Raw genomic sequence first — 18,288 nt, forward strand, 5'->3', positions numbered from 1 at the left:
AAGTTGCTCTCCTTTGGCATCAGGATTAGAGGATCATCTTTTTTCCTTCGTATCACCCGTTTTTGGGGGCAAGCGCTTCAAAGAATGAAGCCATCTCTTTAACGCCAGGATCTCTGAAAATGGAAAAGTGATCCCCCTCCATTTCATGTAGAATGACTGGACTATAAAAAAATGCGTTCCATTGCTTCTCTTCTATCGAAGATTCTTTCGCTTTGATCAAATGAGCCTGTGCAAAAACTTTTCGCTGCGGATGATAGTGGACATAGGCGTTCTGGAAGTCGATGAACAAATTTAAATAGCGGTAAAAGTCTACTTGACTACTCTGTGCATATGCTGGAATTGCTTGCAGAATCTCTTTGGGCATCAGGATTTCCAATGCTTCATACGTAAGGTTGTGCGCTTCCATGTACTGAGCAGTCTTTTTATACAAACCATATAGCGTCGATTCATTCTCCATCTGAAAAATCAGTTCAGGAGCAGACAATACTTGTGTAATCTGCTGTCTGAATGAGTCTACAACCGATGCATCTGGAATTTGGAGATGCTGGTGCAGCAGCGGTGAGGAAGAATCGATGAGAACAAGCATCTCCACCTCATCTCCTGTAGCTTCTAGCTGCTTCGTGATTTCAAATGCCAATAGGCCACCTAGACTCCAACCAGCTAAAAAGTAAGGGCCGTCGTTTTGGATTTTTTTCATTTTTTCCAGGTATTTCTTTGCTAGCCCCTCGATGGTGACATCTTGGCTACTTTCGCCATTGCTCATTTCTGCTGGAATGCCATAGCAAGTGAATCTGTCACCAAGGTGGTTTACAAGGTCAAAATAAGCGTCGATACTACCGCTAATGTCGTGAATCAAAAAGAGGTTGGGAGCCTCCGTCGATCGTTTGTTGATTAAAACGAGGCCATGATCGCCATTAGCCGAGACAGGCAAAGATTCCAATTGAATGTAAGAAGCGATTTCTGCGATTGTTGGATGGGTGTAAACATGACTAACAGGAATGTCCACGTTCATCTCTTGGCGAATTTGGCTTGCAATCAAGATGATTTTCAGCGAATTAGCCCCAACTGAGAACAGATTTGTTCGAATGCCAAGCTGATCGATACGCAATATCTTTTGACATATGTTTGTCAGCTTTATTTCTACGTCGCTAGTAGGCAGCCCATCTGTTGCTTGATCTACTTCAACAACAGGGGCAGGCAACCGTTTTCTGTTTACTTTTCCACTGGAGTTTAAGGGAATCTCCTGTATCGCCATAATCGCATCCGGTACCATGAAGCGTGGCAGTCTACTGGTTAGATAGCTTTTCAGCACATCGGAGTCCAACATGTTAGAAGACACATAATAAAGGCACAGCAGCTTCTCTTCTGCTTGGCTTATCATTATGGATGCAACGGCTGCCTCAATCTCTGGCAATTCGAGTAACACATTTTCAATTTCGCCCAATTCAATGCGCACGCCTCTGATTTTGACCTGCTCATCCTTTCGGCCCAAATACTCGATAGCTCCATCCGGCATCCAGCGAACCAAATCTCCGCTTCGATACATTCTGTTACCTGGATTCCACGGATCGTTGATAAATTTTTGTGCAGTGATCTCAGGTTGATTCAAATAACCTCTTCCCACTCCAACCCCTGAAATCATCAGCTCACCTGGAATGCCCATCGGCTGGAGGGTGTCTTCCTTGTCCACAATGTACAGACGGATATTGTCAATGGGTTTTCCGATTGGAATGATCGTTCGCGGTGGTTGTGTCCCATAGCCTTCGGAACAATCAAACCAAGAGACTTCAACGGTGGTTTCTGTCGGACCGTATAGATTGATGAGCCTTGTTCCGCTCCGCTCATGAATGATTCGATTGAATGTGTTGACTGCACTTGGGAGCAGGGCTTCTCCGCTCGCAAACATGAAGCGAAGACTGGACAGTCGCTCTAACTCCCGCTCCATGCGAGGCTCTACGTAGGAAAGAAAGCTGCTCAACATGGATGGAACAAAGTGCAGCAGCGTGATTCGCTCACGAGCAATCGTTGCGAGAATGGCTTCGGGATCTTTCTCCTTGCCCGGCTCCAGAAAGCAAACACTCGCCCCTTGAAAATACCATCCAAAGAGTTCCCATACGGAAACATCGAAGGTAAAAGGTGTCTTCTGCAAAAAGCAGTCATCTTCTGTAATGAGAAACTGCTTATGCATCCAGTCTAGTCTGTTAATTACTGAGTGGTGCTCAATCATGACTCCTTTTGGATTGCCGGTGGAACCAGATGTATACATAATATAAGCTAAATCAGTTGGACTGCTTCTCGGTACAAGATTGCAATCATCACCTAAATACAGTGCAGGGTTCTGAACATTTAGGTACATCTTCTCTTTTTGGTGGCTGTCTTCCAAAGTGTCTTGATTGACAAGCACGATCCTGGCCTGGCTGTCCTCTAGCATAAACTGCACGCGATCTTGCGGATAGTCCGGGCTAATCGGCAGGTACGCACCACCTGCTTTCAAAATCGCCAGAAGGGCTACCATCATGTCAACAGACCTCTCCAGCATTACGCCTACCGTTACGCCGGGTCCAACACCCCTTTCCACAAGCACTCTCGCTAATTGGTTGGTTTTCCTGTTCAGTTCCCGATACGTAAGCGATTGATCGGCACAAACAACCGCAATATTGTCTGCGTATGTTTGGACCTTATGTTCGAAGATCGCTTGCAGTGTTTGTTCGGTGGAAAAATCGGAAATCTTCCTGTTGAAGTGATGCAAAATTTTGTCTTTCTCGTCCTCTGTCAACAGACTAAACTCGCCTATTCTGCGTTCAGGTTCCGACAGGATAGATTGAAGTAGACCGATGAAGTGTTCGCCCATTCGCTGCATTGTGCTTGGATCAAACAATTCCATGTTGTATTCCATGTTTAAGCAGATTCTTCCGGAATCGAGAAAGTAGACTCCGCAGGCAATATCTTGCCTGTTTCCACTCTGCAACGTATCTCCCTCCCCTCCAATGATGGATTCCGTGACCGAGTCCATTTCGGTATGGATGTTCATCGAGACACGGTACAAGGGATGATCCGTCTTGGAGAGAAGATGCTGTCGGCAAATGATTTCTTCCATTTCATCGATGTCGCATTCCTGATGTTCGAGGGCGCTGATCCAGATTTTCTTCACCTGCTGTAAATATTCAGGCAGTGTTTGTTCCGACGTAATTTGGACGCGAATCGGAACAGTTCGAATAAACACACCGATACTGTTCTCGAGTCCGCTGTATCTACGCGACGATAGAATGCCCATGGTGATGTCACTTTGAGCGGTGTATTTGGAAAGAAGGAGCCCATAGATTGCTGTCAACAAAATACTTGGCGTGACTTGATACTGTTTGGCGACGTTCTGAATAGCCTTTGCAGTTGATTCATCTAGGAAGAAGTTTTTGTTTCCATAGGTAGCTATCAGACCATTGCTACGGGGACGGTCTAGCGGCAGATTCAAAACTGGCAGATCGTCGGAAAACATATCCAGCCAGAAAGCTTTCTTTTCTTCGTAGGCTTCCGTGTGCTCGAGTTCGGTTTGCCATACGCAGTAATCGGCATATTGCAGATGGAGCTGAGGCAACAACCTTCCTTGGCTGATGCAATCCAACTCGTGATACACCAGTTTCAGGGAAAACGCATCAAAAATAATATGATGAAAATGAAGAATCAATAAACTTCCTTCTCCCGGCAGACGAATAAGACCAACACGAAAGAGTGGAAGCTGGTCAAGTGTGTAAGGCTGATTGATTTCTGCCACGCACTTTTGAATAAACTCCTCCTGCAACTCTTTTTCCCCAGGAGCTTCCCAGTAGAAAAGGCGAAATTTATCCGATTCTGATTCATCGTGAACAAACTGAACGATGGCATCATCCTTGATCCCAACTGTGGTACGCAGCAATTTATGCCGTTTGATTATGTATTGAAAAGCCCTCTCAAGCACATAAGGATCAATTTCATACGATAGTCTTCGAAAATCGAGAACGGCATTCTCAAGTCCGTCGAAGTAAGCCAAGTACATCTTTTTTTGTATCCAGGAAACAGGGTAATAAGGTCTGTCTCGGACAGGTTTTATTAATGAAAACTTGTTTTCCTGTGAATTGCGGATATATTCAGCCAGCTCCTTGATCGTAAGGTAGCTAAAGATATTTTCCAAAGAGATTTCGATATTAAATTCGACACCAATTCGGACCTCAAGCTCCAACGCTTTTAGTGAGTGTCCACCCACTTCGAAAAAATTATCCTGAATGCCTACGTCATTTAGTTGGAGAACATCTATCCAAATCGCTTTTAGTTTTTCTTCAACATCATCAAGCTTTGTCTGGGTGGTTCCGTTCATCGTCCGCATTTCCTCCTTTTATAGCTGGATAAAGAAGGAACGGGTCCAGAGTCAATAGCTCCAGTACCCGTTCTCCCAACACATCAGCTATCGTCAAACCATCAGGCACAGCATGCAAATGCAACTGCTATGATATCTTTGCTTCTGCACCGGCTTGCAGTTCCTTAACAGTTTGGGCGATACCCTTTACTGATTCTGCATCACCCAACAGTGCGCGATGATGAATCCAGATCACTTCTTCCGCTACTTTTTTAGAAACAGGGCAGTTCAACTGATTAGGGAAAGTATAGGTATCCCCCAGACTGGCGACGAATTCTTTGAAGATTGGCGTATCGTGAATCTGCGTATATGCAATAAAGGCTGGAATGCCTTGCTCGTTCAGCATTTCAACAAACCGCTCTCTTTGGATCCCGCCGAATTTTAGAGGATTGTAGTAGAACATGTACATGTAGTGCGTATGGATCGTGCACTCTTCTTGACGGCTTTGTGGAATGATTCCTTCGATCTTTTTCATTTCCTCATCAAGAATGAGAGCATTGCGCTCGCGAAGCTCGTTTTGTTCAGTGAGACGGGAGGTTTGCGGCAACAAGACAGCTGCTTGGAACTCTGAAAGCCGATAATTGGAGCCTTCGACAAGGTGCTGATATTTCTTATCTCCAAAAGGTCGGCCGACATTGTGATACAGAAAAGCCTGTTCATACAGATCCTGTGATTTGGTGGTCAGCGCGCCGCCTTCCCCTGCCGTCATCAATTTAAACTGCTGGAAACTGAAAACCCCAGCATCTCCTATGCTACCTGCTCGTTTTCCCTTCCATTCTCCACCGTGTGCATGGCAAGCGTCTTCGATAATAAACAGGTGAAACTCATCAGCAATCTGCTGGAGTTGGTCCATATCGCACATATGTCCTGCCATATGCACCGGAATCATCCCTACTGTACGACTAGTCACAGCTTCCCGAACTTTTTCGGGATCGAGGCAGAAAGTACCGGGATCGACGTCCACAGGGACAGGAATCGCCCCAAGGCTTATCACAGGCAATGCGGTCGAGATAAAGGTAAAGGCGGGAACAATCACTTCATCCCCCGGTTTTACTCCCAAGCTCGACATAAGCAGCTGGATCGCGTGTGTACCGTTTGTAACGGCCAAAGCATGCTTCGTTTGATGCATCTCGGCGAACACTCGTTCAAATTCTTTTACTTTAGTGCCAGACATGCGCCACCACTGATGACTGCGTAAGGCTTCCAACAATTCTTTTTCTTCGCTTTCATTCGCCATCGGCCAGCTTGGGAATCTTTCTGTCAGGTTACTCATTTGCGAACACCTTCCAATTCTTCGATTTTTCCAAACATTCGTAAACCGTAAGCAATACCGCCCCAAAGCGCCGCATCCTCTCCCAGGGCGGAAAGTTTTACGCTGACATTCCGTTGCGGCAGAGTCCCCAGGAAATCTTGAATGTGTTTCTCAAGGGATCGATAATGGTCAGGGAATCTGCTCGCCATGCCGCCTCCCACGACCACCACTTCGGGGTCAAAGAGACGTATAGCGTTTGCAATACCAATAGCCAGCATTCGAAGGGAATCGGTTACAATCCACTGGGCAGTTTCATTTCCCTGAGAGGCTAAATGAAATACTTCGCTCGCTCTCGTAATAGACAGTCCTTTGGATTGAGCTATTCGTTCCATCGCCCTGCCAGATGCGTACATTTGCAAGCAACCGATACCTCCGCAAGGACAGCGCTCTCCCCAAGGATCAACCGTTATATGGCCCAACTCGCCGCTTGCTCCTCTTGCCCCCGTATACAAATTTCCCTGTAAGACCAGCGAGCTGCCGATCCCGGTCCCAACTACTACATACAGGAGTTGTTGAACCGAGTGATCGAGTCCAAATGCGTATTCTCCCAAGGCTCCAAGATTGGCATCATCAAACAGCACGATAGGCTTGCCCACCAAGGCTGCGAACGTATCACGAAAAGCAAAGCCATTCCATTCGGGACGATTCGGCCAGGTGACAATCGTTCCTGAGGCATCATGCAACGCAGCGAGTCCAGCTACAATACCGCGGATTTCTCTTTGCGCCAGCTCTTCCCAATTATTGATTACACCAGCCATTTGCGAAATCGCTTGAAGCGGACCCGTGTCCTTATCCAAATCGATCCTCATGGATTCCATCATCGTTGCACTCTCGAGATCAACGAGAGCCATTCTTACTGTGGAGCCTCCAAGATCAATCGTAACGAGGCATTCTCTCATGTGACAACAAGTCCTTTACGAGCAGATTGATAGAGAAGCTGGATCAGCTGAACGACTTTTTCCCCATCCCTTACCGAGATGCCTGGTTGACTTTTTTCTCTGATACACGCCACAAGATGATCAGCTTGGCGCTTAAAAGCAAGGAGCGGATCTGGTTTCGTAGAGAAAGGTATATACTGCGCTTTTTGACCAGCTTGAGTGAAAAGCAGATGGGGCTGCTTGTACAATCCCTGGTCGCTAAAGCCGAACAGGGTGCGTAGAGTCAGGCTTCCCCGCTCGCCTTTCAGATGAATCTCCACAAAATCCCCTTCCACATCATCTTGCCAACTTACATGAAGCTTGCCGAGCACGCCGTTGGCAAACTGAATCATGCCTACTGCAGTATCTTCCACCTCAACCTTTTCTGATTCAAAGCTGCCCAGCCAATTGCTATACCCCTCCTGAGTGGAAACAGGGCGAGTATAAATACTGGCCAGACAAGCAACTGGATCATCGGCTTCTGTCAGGTAAAGCAACTGGTCAATCATATGGCTGCCCAAATCAATGAGGACTCCGCCTCCGGAAAGTTGTTTTTGGGTAAACCAGCTACCCGGACGGGGTATTCCTTTCTTTCGACGCCAACTGACTTCACAGATTTGAATCTTGCCGATCTGTCCAGACCGGATTCTTGACCGCAACTCCTGAATATCGTCGCGGTAACGATTCACGAACCCCATCAACAAAACAGTTCCGGTTCCTTGCGCAATGTGGCGCAGAGCTACAGCGTCTTCTGCTGTCGTCGTCATCGGCTTTTCACATAAGACATGGATTCCTCTATCCAAGAAGAATTTCGTCAATTCGAAATGAGTATGATTGGGGGTACATAAAATCACCGCATCCAAAGAAACTTGTCCAATCTCACTAAGACTGGAACACGCCATTGCGCCTGTTTGTTTCGCCAGACGACCAGCTCGAGTTGCATCTGTATCGTAAATCGCTTTAACTGACACGTTATCCATCGACATAAAACTGGGGAGATGTGCGTATTCTGCGATCCAACCAGCTCCAATGATCCCTATGGAAATCTGACTCTTTTGGGCCAAAGCATTCATCCTTTTCATTTGTCGTATGTTCCTGCTCTTGACTCATTCGGTTCTAGGAAACATTTACCCTTCACGTTTTTTCATTTTTATCAAATTTTACCATATCCTAACTTGGTACTATGGATTATGTCAACAGTTCAAGCGTGAAGGAAGTCACCCTTTTTTCTTTTTCGCACATGCCCATAAGTAGTTCTCGTAATGACTCCATTTCGCTCTGGTGCGATTGGTTGGCGCCCCTGCTGTAACTGGACTTGTAATATAGCTTAATGAGCGTGTTTCCATATAGTTCCCAATCATGACACAGTTTTTTATATTCGCTGGTCAACCGGTCGAATGCAGTCTCATTCACCCAGTTATTTTTATACAGAATCAGAGGCAAATGAATGGTAGATTTCCGAAAGAAATACGGATTTTTGATCGCCACGGCCTTACGCTGAAAATTCGGAAGGGATATCCCTAGCAATCTTTGCTCGATGCTATCTGCAAATCGCTTGATGGCTGACAGTCCATAGTCTGTATAAATTGGTGAATTTTCCGAATGTATCCCCTTGATTTGGGTGCGTTCTTCCAGAAGGAGAGAATGGAGATTCCCTTTTATCAGTTCTTTTGTACATCTGGAAAAAAATTGTTGCTCTTCTTGCTCTTTGATTCGCGTCGCTAAGAGAGACGGGGCCTGTGCAGATGCAAAGGCCCGATCAAAACAATCGTAGGGAAGCATGTATTTCTCCATTTTACTTGGCTGCATGCAATCCTCGATCAAAAGATATGATTTCGTCTCTTCGTTGTAACCATAAAGAAAAGCAGGGTGAACGATATGCTGTTTTTCCGAGTCTACACCGGAGGGATAATAAAAGCGGTCCAAATCCACAAATACATAGTAGCCGTTTCGTAAAAATTCCTTGATAGCGGGATGACCACTTTCTTCTTTTGGAAAGGAATAGGTTTGGAAGTCTAAAACGGAAGAAAGATCTAACACGCGAACAACATCTAGTAGCAGCATTCCTTCTTCTTGTGCTTGGCTTTTGTTTTCCGTCGTTTCATCCCTATCGTCTTCTTCCAGCGAATGTAACTGATACTTTGTTTCTGCTAAGCATGGGGTATACTCAAAATTTTTATCGTGATTCATCAGGATCGAGATCAAATTGTTATTGACGCAATTTATCCATGTTCCATTAAAGGGCTCCACCGGGAGCGAAAACGCTTCCAATAATCTACACCTCCACGCTTATCCTAGACCGGCTCACTCATCTCTCTGATGAACTGGTCAGCTTCGTCCGCTGTTATTTTTCCTTGCTCCAAATCATTCATGATTTGTTCAATCGTCATGTTCCGTTTTACCGGAGTAGCTCGTTTTCTCTCAAGATAGCCAGCCATATCATGTACGGTCGGATAGGAGAAAATATCGGAGATCATAAACACACCAGGATAGGCTGCATCCAATTCCTTTTGGAGCCTGACCGCAAGCAGTGAATTTCCGCCCAAATCTTCGAAGTTGGCAAAGATGCTGATCTCCTCAAGACCGAGCACTTTTGCCAAGATGAGCGCGATTTCCTGATCCCACTTCGTTATCTCATGATCAGCTTCTTTTATGATCGCCGTTTCTCGGATAGACGAGTGTTCAAGTGTGCTACTACTGCCAAGTGCGCGATCGATTGCCTTCTCGATACTCTCCGCGAGCACATAATCTTTTGCCAAGCTGTATCCAATCGTTTCCTTTGTGAGTTTTGGCTTCAATTGACCGAGGATGACCTGGCAAAGGTCTGCTTCCAAAAGCTCTGTGAAGATCGCCGCTCCCTGACTTGGCGAGATGCTCTCGAAAAGGTTGTACTGATTGTCTGTATCGTACGCTTGACCCATTCCAACATCCCGCCACAGAGGCCAATTGATGGTAAGCGCTTTTCTCCCTGTTTGACGCATATAGGCCGCATACAGATCCATGTAACTGTTCGCCGCCACGTAATCACTTTGACCGATGCCGCCAGTCAGCGTATGCATGCTGGAAAACATCACAAAGAAATCGAGATTGTCTTCCCGTGTGATTCGCTCCAATATCCAGGTGCCCCTCACCTTCGCTGCCATAACTTCCTGGATGCGGCTCTCTGGCTTGCGCACGAGCAATCCTTCCCCTGCTACCCCAGCACAATGGATCACGCCATGGATGGCTCCGGACTCTTTGCGGATTTTCTCAATCAGTTGAAGCATCTGGCCCTCTTCGCTAATATCTGCTGAATGAATCTGCACGATCGCGCCGTTTTTCTCCATCTCGTGGATAGAGGCGATCTGTTGGATCCTTCTCTGATCTTCCCCATTAGATACGATGTCTGCCCACATGTCTCGCACAGGCAATCCTTGCCGACTGATCAGGTGGATTTTCGCAGGACTCAAACGACTGATCTGTTTACCGATTTCCAAACCCAATCCTCCGGTCCCACCTGTAATCACATATACGCCGCCTGCATTGATCACAGGATTCTTGCCTGTGGCTGCCAACGTCGTTTCCTTCAATCGCTCCACATACCGCTTGTTGTTGCGATAGGCAACTTGGTACGGGGCATCTGTGACCGCAAACTCTTCGATAATCAATTTCGGATCGGTATAAGCATCGATATCAATGAACCGGATACGTACATGAGGGAATTCTTCTCGTGCTACTTTGCCAAGGCCCAGCAAGCACCCATGCTCTGGGTGAAGGGGCATCTCGTCTCCCGTTACTCGGTTGCCCTGATCGCACACGAGGATGATTTCTAACTCTTCACCAGCAGAATGAGCAAAGAGACTGTCTAGCAAGTAATACAGACTGGAAAAGCCTCTTTCCTCCGCCTTGCTGAGTCCGTCAACATCCTGAATCTCCGTTTCCGTCATGCTCATCAAATGGATAATTTTCTTAATCTTTTTCGCCTGCCATTGCGGCCACAAGCAATGATAGTCTTCACGATCCTTGACTTGGCTAAAAGCGATCTCGCTCAGTTCTCCATAAATGTCGCGTAGATGCTCCTGAAGTCGCTCTGCAATCTCTCCCTCCCCTTTGAACACTGCCACGGCCTCGTCAAGCACAGTCTGCTGCTTTTCACGGGAGGAAGATGGTGCCTCCTGGAGAATCCAATCCTTTTCGTAATAGCTCGCCCTAGTTATCTGGCCATTTACCTGCTTGATGGTATATCCAACAATTTCAGCGAGTACCTCTCCATCGGCATTCAAAACATCGATGTCAAAAGTTGCTGTTTGGTTTCCTTCTCCTTGCGCGCGCCTTTTTACATAACTGTAAATAGCAGGAGGAATAGGGGCGTGAACCCGAATCTCCTGATAGTAAAAAGGCAGATACAGAAGGTCATCCATACTGCGTATCGCGATATTGACTGCATTGTCCATCATAGCTGGATGATAGTGGTAGTGAGCCGTTTCTTCACGATAGGAATCTGCGAGTTGGATCGCAACCAAACATTCCGTGGCTCCTATTCGAAGCCCTTTGATATTGTTCCAGTGTGGTCCTGTCGTAATAAAGCCACCGCTCGGCTGCAGGTCAGTTGTGTTGGAAGCAAACGTACTTTGCAAGGCCAGCAGGTCTACGCGTTTTTGCTCCTGCGTGGAACGGCACAGTTTACCCTCCGCATGCTTGCGCCAGGAGCCATCTGTCTGATCCTTACTGGCGATATAGAATTGATTTTCGTCGCCCTCTTTTTTTACCGTGATTTGCAGTTCATGGCTCTCCTCTACCTGAAGCGAAAAGGGCTGCAAAAAGGCGAGGTCCTTGATGACAGTGAGACCGCCTTGTTGTCTGCCAACTTCGAGCAGCATCTCAATATACGCTGTGCCGGGCAAGACATACTCGCTACCCACCATGTGCTCGTGGAAGACCCAGTCTGTTGTAACAGAAAAGGCTGTCGTATACACCGTCTGCTCGATAGTGTCGCAAGTATATCCGCGAAGCAGTGGGTGTCCTAACGCTTGTGGAGCGGTCTGCCGATATCCTTGATTACTGCTTTCTACCCAGCAACGAGTTTTATGAAACGGATAGTCGGGGAGACTTAGGCGATTGCACATGGACGGGTCGTATAATTGCTTCCATTCAATAGCCGCTCCCAATACATATAGCTCGCCCAAAGAGAGATAGAAGGACATTTCTTTTCCTCGGGTAGCCTTAGAAGTGAGCAATTCTCTAGCTTGCAAGGACAACTCCTGCTTTTCTCGCTCTGTCCATTTCTTCTTCAGGTCGTGCGGATGATCGGCTGATGATCCTCTGCTGGCAACCACTTCGTGAATCTGGTATAATACCTGCTCACCAGAGGCAATACCATGTCTCTTCAGATATTCCAGCTTGCTGAGCAGATCGTCGTAACCTGTGAAGATGATCATCAATCGATGGTTGTAATGGCCGCGTCCCGTGCTCGCTGTGTAGCACAGGTCCTGCAAATCAATTTGCTTGTTCTTGTATAAATAAGCGACATAGTCTGCCACCAGCTTGGATAGTACCTGCTCATCTTTTCCAGATAGCGGAAGCAAATAGAGAGAGGGCTCGGCCTTTTTCGTGTACAGCTGAACTTCTGGAGCCTCCTCTACTACCATGTGGCAATTGGTTCCGCTAAAGCCAAACGAACTGATACCCGCGATTCGTGGTCCTCCCGAAGTTGTCCAATCCCGGAGACGATCATTCACATAGACGGGCGAAGCAAAGAAATCAATAAAAGGATTCGCCTCCAGAAAGTTGATGCTCGCCGGAATTTTGCGGTGGCGCATAGCCAGCAACACTTTTAGCAAGGATGCTAGCCCTGATGCTCCGACCGTATGTCCGATGTTCGTCTTAACCGTTCCAATGGCACAAAACTGCTTTTTCTTTGTATAGCGGGAAAAAGCTTTGACAAGACCATCAATCTCAATCGAATCTCCCAATTGGGTTCCAGTTCCATGCGCTTCGATGTAGGAAATCGCTTCGGCATCGATGCCCGCCTCCTGCCATGCTCGACAAATGACTTCTTCCTGCGCACGAGCATTCGGTGCCGTGATCCCGTCTGATGTTCCATCGTTGTTTACTGCGCTTCCTTTAATCACGCCGTAAATATGGTCTCGATCCCGAATTGCATGCTGAAGAGGCTTGAGGATGACGGCACCCACCCCTTCTCCCCAAACTGTTCCATTCGCCTGTTTGTCAAATGTGCGGATCAAATAATCTTCCGACTCGACTAGACCAAGCATCGGATTTTTGATTGGGCTGTAATTAATGTGAATCCCACCTGCGATCGCCATGTCGCAAACACCTGATAGAATGGCTCGGCACGCTTCATGGACAGCAACCAGTCCGGACGAGCATGAAGTATCGATGACAAGGCTCGGACCCTTTAAATTAAACCAATAGGAAATTCGACTAGACAGAATGGCTGACCACGTGCCAGATAGCAACAAAGGATCTTTTTCCGCCGCATTGTCTCGATACCATTGTCCCCAGGTATGATCCGTACCGATATATACGCCTGTATTCGTTCCGCTGATGTCTTTGTAATAGTATCCGGCGTCTTCCAGGGCTTGATAGGAAGTCTCCAACATCAATCTTTGCATCGGGTCCATGAATTTTGCTTCGACAGGAGAGATTTGGAAAAAAGCAGGGTCAAACTGATCAATGCGATCCAGATACCCGCCCTTAAAGAACCATTGATTTTTTTCCGCTTGCCCCAATAGACGTTCATCGATACAATCCCGAACGCGTGAATCGGGAAACTCATCGATGCAATTTTGCTGATGCTTCAGTTGCTCCCAAAAGTGAGCCAGGTCCTCTCCTTTCGGAAATTTGCCTGCCATGCCGACAATGGCAATTTCTTTGTCGATCATCGGCTCTGTAAGCTTCTGACACTGCTCCAATAGCGTTGCTGCATCTGTCGGATTCATTTTTTTGGTAGCGACTAGTTCAAAAATAAGTTTTTCTACTGCCGTCATTACACACCTCCTCCCTTATTTTTGTAGGCATCAAGTGCTTCGTGCACGGATAATTCTTGACTGGCTAATCGCTGCAACAAATCCAGTGTCGTTGCTGCACTGACATTACTACCGTTGAGTTGCTGGTGCTTTTTCTCTATGTAATCCGCCATTTCCGAGATCGTCGAATAGGTGAACACATCTGAGATATTCAAGATCGGTCCGTATTTTTCTTCCAAGAGCCTGAATAGATAGACAGCCAGGATAGAATTGCCTCCCAGACTATTAAATTTGGCAGAAAGGCGTATTTCTTTGACACCGAGAACTTGTGCCCAAATCATGGCGACTTCTCTTTCTGTAGCCGACAAGGCAGATTCATCTTTATCCAAGATGTGTAGATGTTCTTTCTGAGCAGGACGGTCCGCTTTTTCCTCTTGCGGAGATTCCAACTGCATTCGTAAAAAGCTCGCTAACTGGTCGCTTAACACATAATCATGCCCCAGGCTGTGTCCAATGGCTTCCTTGGTGAGTCGGCGTTTCAGTTGACCGACAATCACCTGATTTTGGTCTGTATGCAATAGCTCTGTGAAAATCGTTGCTCCCTGTCTTGGCGCAAGGCTCTCGAACGGGCTATGTCGATTGTCCACCTCGTACACTTTCCCCATTCCAACGTCTCGCCACAGTGGCCAGTTGATGGTAAGAGACTTTCTGCCTCTTTGCCGCATGGAGGCTGCATACATGTCCAAGTAACTGTTTGCCGCTACATAATCGCTCTGTCCAGCGCCGCCTGTCACCGTGTTCATGCTGGAAAACATCACAAAGAAATCAAGGTCGTCATCTCCTGTGAGCTGATCCAATATCCAGGTGCCGCTCACTTTGGCCGCCATGACTTCCCGGATGCGGCTTTCTGGCTTGCGAACGAGCAGTCCTTCTCCCGCCACTCCCGCACAATGGATCACTCCGTGGATAGCTCCTGAATCAGAGCGGATTTTTCCGATCACTTGGCGCATCTGACTCTCTTGACTGATATCTGCTGCATGAATCTGAACACTCGCGCCGTTACTCTCCATTTCGCGGATGGCAGCGATCTGCTCAATTTGTCTTAGCTCTCCTCCGTTGGTTACGATGTCCTCCCACATCTCTCGGACTGGCAATCCTTGTCTGCTGATCAGGTGGATGTTTACCTGATTTAGACGGCTGAGCTGCTTGCCGATTTCCAGGCCTAATCCCCCAGTCCCGCCAGTAATCATATACACACCGCCAGATTTAATAACGGGTTCTTCGCTTGTTACTTCCAGCGTCGTTTCCGTTAATCGTTCCACATATCGCTTGTTGTTGCGGTAGGCTACTTGATACGGCGCATCTGCTACAGCAAACTCTTCGACGATCAAATTTGGTTCGGTATATGCATCGACATCGATAAAACGGATACGGACATGAGGGAATTCTTCCCGCCCTACTTTACCAAGGCCCAGCAAGCACCCATGTTCGGGACGGAGGGTCGTTTCGTCCCCCGTAACACGATTGCCATGATCGCACACGAGGATGATTTCCAGCTCTTCTCCAGAAGAATGAACAAAGAGACTGTCAAGCAAGTAATACAGACTGTAAAAGCCCCTTTCTTCCGCTTCGTTGAGTCCCCCTATATCCTGAATCTCCGTATCCGTCATGCTCATGAAATGGATGACTTTTTTCATTTTTTTCGCCTGCCATTGCGACCACAAGCGGTGATAGTCCTCACGATCCTTGACTTGACCAATTGCATCCCCGTAGGAGACTTCAACGATTTCTTCATAGACGTTGTTCAGACACTTCCGAAGCCGCTCGGCAAGCTCTCCTTTTCCTCTGAACACTGCCACTGTCTCGCCAGAAGCGGCTTTCTGCTTTTCATCGGATGGGGTTAGAGCTTCCTTGCAAATCCAATCCTTTTCGTAATAGCTCGCTGTAGTCATCTGGGCATTTACCTGCTTAATGGTATACCCTTCAATTTCAACGAGCACCTCGCCATCGGGATTCAATATGTCGATGTCAAATGTTGCCGTTTGGTTTCCTTCTCCTTGTGCTCGCCTTTTCACATAGCTGTAAATGTCAGGTGGTATAGGGGCATAGACTCGAATCTCCTGATAGTAAAAAGGCAGATACAAATGAGCATCGATGCTCCGTATCGCAATATTGGCGGCATTGTCCAGCATGGCCGGATGATAGTGGAAATGAGCCGTTTCTTCGCGATAGGAATCTGCGAGTTGTATGGAAACTAGACATTCCGTCTCGCCCGTTTGCAGCTCCTTCATGTTGTTCCAGCGTGCTCCTGTCGTAATATAGCCCCCGCTCGATTCCACATCGGTTGTGCTGGGAACCGCATGGAACGTCCTTTGCAGAGCAGAGAGGTCTAAGCGCTTTTGCTCACGCGTCGAGCGGCACAGTTTTCCTTCCGCATGCTGGCGCCAGGAGCCATCTGTTTGAGCCTTGCTAGCGATAGAGAAGTGATTTTCGTCGCCTTCTTTTTTCATCGTAATTTTTAGTTCATGACTCTCAGATTGCTGAAGTGAAAAAGGCTGCAAAAAAGCAAGGTCCTTGATGACAGTGAACTCGCCTTGTTGTCTTCCTACCTCTAGCAGCATCTCGATGTACGCCGTGCCAGGCAACACATATTGGTTTCCGACCATGTGCTCGTTCAGGACCCAGTCATCTTTGACTGACAATCTGACTACATAAGTAACTTGATCAGAAGTATTTTCACCCAAACTTGTGAGCAATGGATGCTGGGACTTCGGTGAGCTTAGTAGCTTGTTATCCGCATAATCCTCCTGATTAATCCAGCAACGAATTTTCTGAAACGGATAAACCGGCAAACTTAATCGGTTGCACGGGGTCCCGTCAAATAAACGCTCCCATTGGATTGCGGCCCCCGCTACGTATAGCTCACCCAAGGACAGATAGGAAGACAAATCTTTATCTGAAGCGTCATGAACCGTTGCTGTAACGTTGCCACTCTCCCCTTCATGAACCTGGTACAACACCTGCTCCCCCGATGCAAGACCGTGTCTTTTCAGATGCTCCAGTTTACGGATCAGATCGTTGTGATCTGTAAAAATGATCGCCAATCGATGGCTGTAATGACCGCGTCCCGTGCTTGCCGTGTAGCAAAGGTCCTCTAGATCAACTTGACGGTTTTGGTATAAATAAGCGGTATATTCCGCAACTAGCCTCGTTAGCACCTGTTCTTCCTTGGCAGATAACGGTAGCAAATAGAGTGACGCTCCGTTTTTTTGCTTAAAAGGTGCGGGCTGGGCCTCTTGCAATACCATGTGGCAATTGGTCCCGCTTAATCCGAATGAACTGATGCCAGCCGTTCGGGGTCCTCCAGAAGGCGTCCACTCTCGTAGCTGGTCGTTCACATAGACAGCCGACGAGCTAAAATCTATATTTTTATTCGGCTTGTTAAAATGGAGAGAAGGGAACAGCTTTTGGCTTTTCATGGAATAGATGACTTTTACTAAACCGGCAATCCCGGCCGCATGATCGAGATGTCCAATATTGGTCTTAATGGAACCGATGGCGCAAAACTGTTTTTTCTTTGTATAGCGGGAAAAAGCACGTGTAATTCCCTCTATTTCAATCGGATCGCCTAGCCTCGTTCCTGTTCCATGTGCTTCGATATAGGTGATGGTCTCAGGGTCGATTCCAGCATCCTCCCATGCCTGGCAGATGACTTCCTCCTGCGCTTGGGAATTAGGGGCGGTGATGCCGATCGAATTGCCGTCCTGGTTGATTGCGCTGCCTTTAATGATGGCATGTATATGGTCCCGGTCCTCTAAAGCTTTTTTCAGCGGCTTTAGTAGAACGACACCCATTCCCTCGCCTTTTCCGGTTCCATTGGAGCTCTCATCGAATGTTTTGGTTCTTTCGTCAGATGATTCAATTCCGATTTTTACATGCTCGTTGCTTTTCAGAGGGAACAGATTCAGCTTGATCCCCCCTGCCAATGCCAAGTCACAAGACCCTTCGATGAGTTGGCGGCAAGCAAAATGAATCGCGACGAGAGAGGACGAGCACGCCGTGTCGATGGCGATGGCTGGCCCCTTCAAATCCAACAGGTAAGAAATACGGCTGGCGATAATGGATTGGATATTGCCAGGAATTGCGATGCCCATTGCTTCCGGTGCTAGGAGCTGAATCCCCCTCTTATACACTTCGCCAAAATCCGTGCTATAGCCAATAAATACACCTGTTTTGCTTCCTGCTAACTTCAAGCCCCCGTAGCCAGCTTCTTCGATTGCTTCCCAAACCAATTGCAAAAACAAGCGTTGATTCGGATCCATTAAACTGGCTTCTCGTGGGGATATCTGAAAAAAACTGGGATCAAATTGATCAATCTCTGACAAATATCCCACGCGGTCAAAACGGGCTTTTTCTTTTTCAACCTGAAGCATCGGGAGGAAAAGGGCAGCATTTTCTCTCCGGTTTGCCGGAATATCCTGGATGGAGTCTATGCCCAAGTGGAGAAGCTTTTCCATCCCGTGAACATTGTCAGCATGACCTAACCGAGAAGCGATTCCCACAATGGCAATATCTTTTTCTACTTCCTTTTGCTGATCCTGTCGCAAATAATGAATGAGGTGGGCGGCAATGTTTTTATCTAATTGGCCAGAGCCGACATGCTTCAGGATATAGGAGTACATCTCTTCTTTTTTTGCCATAAGC

The 18,288-nt window shown here is 47.2% G+C and carries 7 protein-coding genes; all 7 read right to left on the minus strand.

The annotated features are described in order from the left end of the window. Nucleotides 1-52: 52 nt before the first annotated feature. The 7 genes from ACUUHJ_RS15855 to ACUUHJ_RS15885 all read right to left on the minus strand — a co-directional run bounded on the left by ACUUHJ_RS15855 (nucleotide 53) and on the right by ACUUHJ_RS15885 (nucleotide 18,284). Nucleotides 53-4,348, minus strand: a complete 4,296-nt coding sequence (locus ACUUHJ_RS15855; RefSeq protein WP_472299307.1) for an amino acid adenylation domain-containing protein — start codon at nucleotides 4,346-4,348, stop codon at nucleotides 53-55. Between the two features lie 127 nt (nucleotides 4,349-4,475). Beyond that, nucleotides 4,476-5,660 carry a DegT/DnrJ/EryC1/StrS family aminotransferase gene (locus ACUUHJ_RS15860; RefSeq protein ID WP_047067191.1) on the minus strand — a complete coding sequence of 395 codons (1,185 nt, stop codon included), beginning with the start codon at nucleotides 5,658-5,660 and terminating at the stop codon, nucleotides 4,476-4,478. Then, the gene (locus tag ACUUHJ_RS15865) at nucleotides 5,657-6,598 is read right to left on the minus strand and encodes an ROK family protein (RefSeq protein WP_472299308.1); all 942 of its coding nucleotides are present in this window, start codon (nucleotides 6,596-6,598) and stop codon (nucleotides 5,657-5,659) included. The genes ACUUHJ_RS15860 and ACUUHJ_RS15865 overlap by 4 nt, the downstream gene beginning before the upstream one ends. Next, nucleotides 6,595-7,698 carry a Gfo/Idh/MocA family protein gene (locus tag ACUUHJ_RS15870; protein ID WP_472299309.1) on the minus strand — a complete coding sequence of 368 codons (1,104 nt, stop codon included), beginning with the start codon at nucleotides 7,696-7,698 and terminating at the stop codon, nucleotides 6,595-6,597. The genes ACUUHJ_RS15865 and ACUUHJ_RS15870 overlap by 4 nt, the downstream gene beginning before the upstream one ends. Nucleotides 7,699-7,804: 106 nt before the next feature. Continuing rightward, nucleotides 7,805-8,887, minus strand: coding sequence for a hypothetical protein (locus tag ACUUHJ_RS15875; RefSeq protein ID WP_472299310.1), 1,083 nt, complete (start codon nucleotides 8,885-8,887; stop codon nucleotides 7,805-7,807). A gap of 23 nt (nucleotides 8,888-8,910) precedes the next feature. Continuing rightward, the gene (locus ACUUHJ_RS15880; RefSeq protein WP_472299311.1) at nucleotides 8,911-13,605 is read right to left on the minus strand and encodes a type I polyketide synthase; all 4,695 of its coding nucleotides are present in this window, start codon (nucleotides 13,603-13,605) and stop codon (nucleotides 8,911-8,913) included. After that, a complete protein-coding gene (locus ACUUHJ_RS15885; RefSeq protein WP_472299312.1) occupies nucleotides 13,605-18,284 on the minus strand; it encodes a type I polyketide synthase in 4,680 nt (1,559 codons plus the stop codon). The genes ACUUHJ_RS15880 and ACUUHJ_RS15885 overlap by 1 nt, the downstream gene beginning before the upstream one ends. Between the last annotated feature and the right edge of the window lie 4 nt (nucleotides 18,285-18,288).

The sequence above is a fragment of the Brevibacillus schisleri genome, from assembly GCF_055685845.1.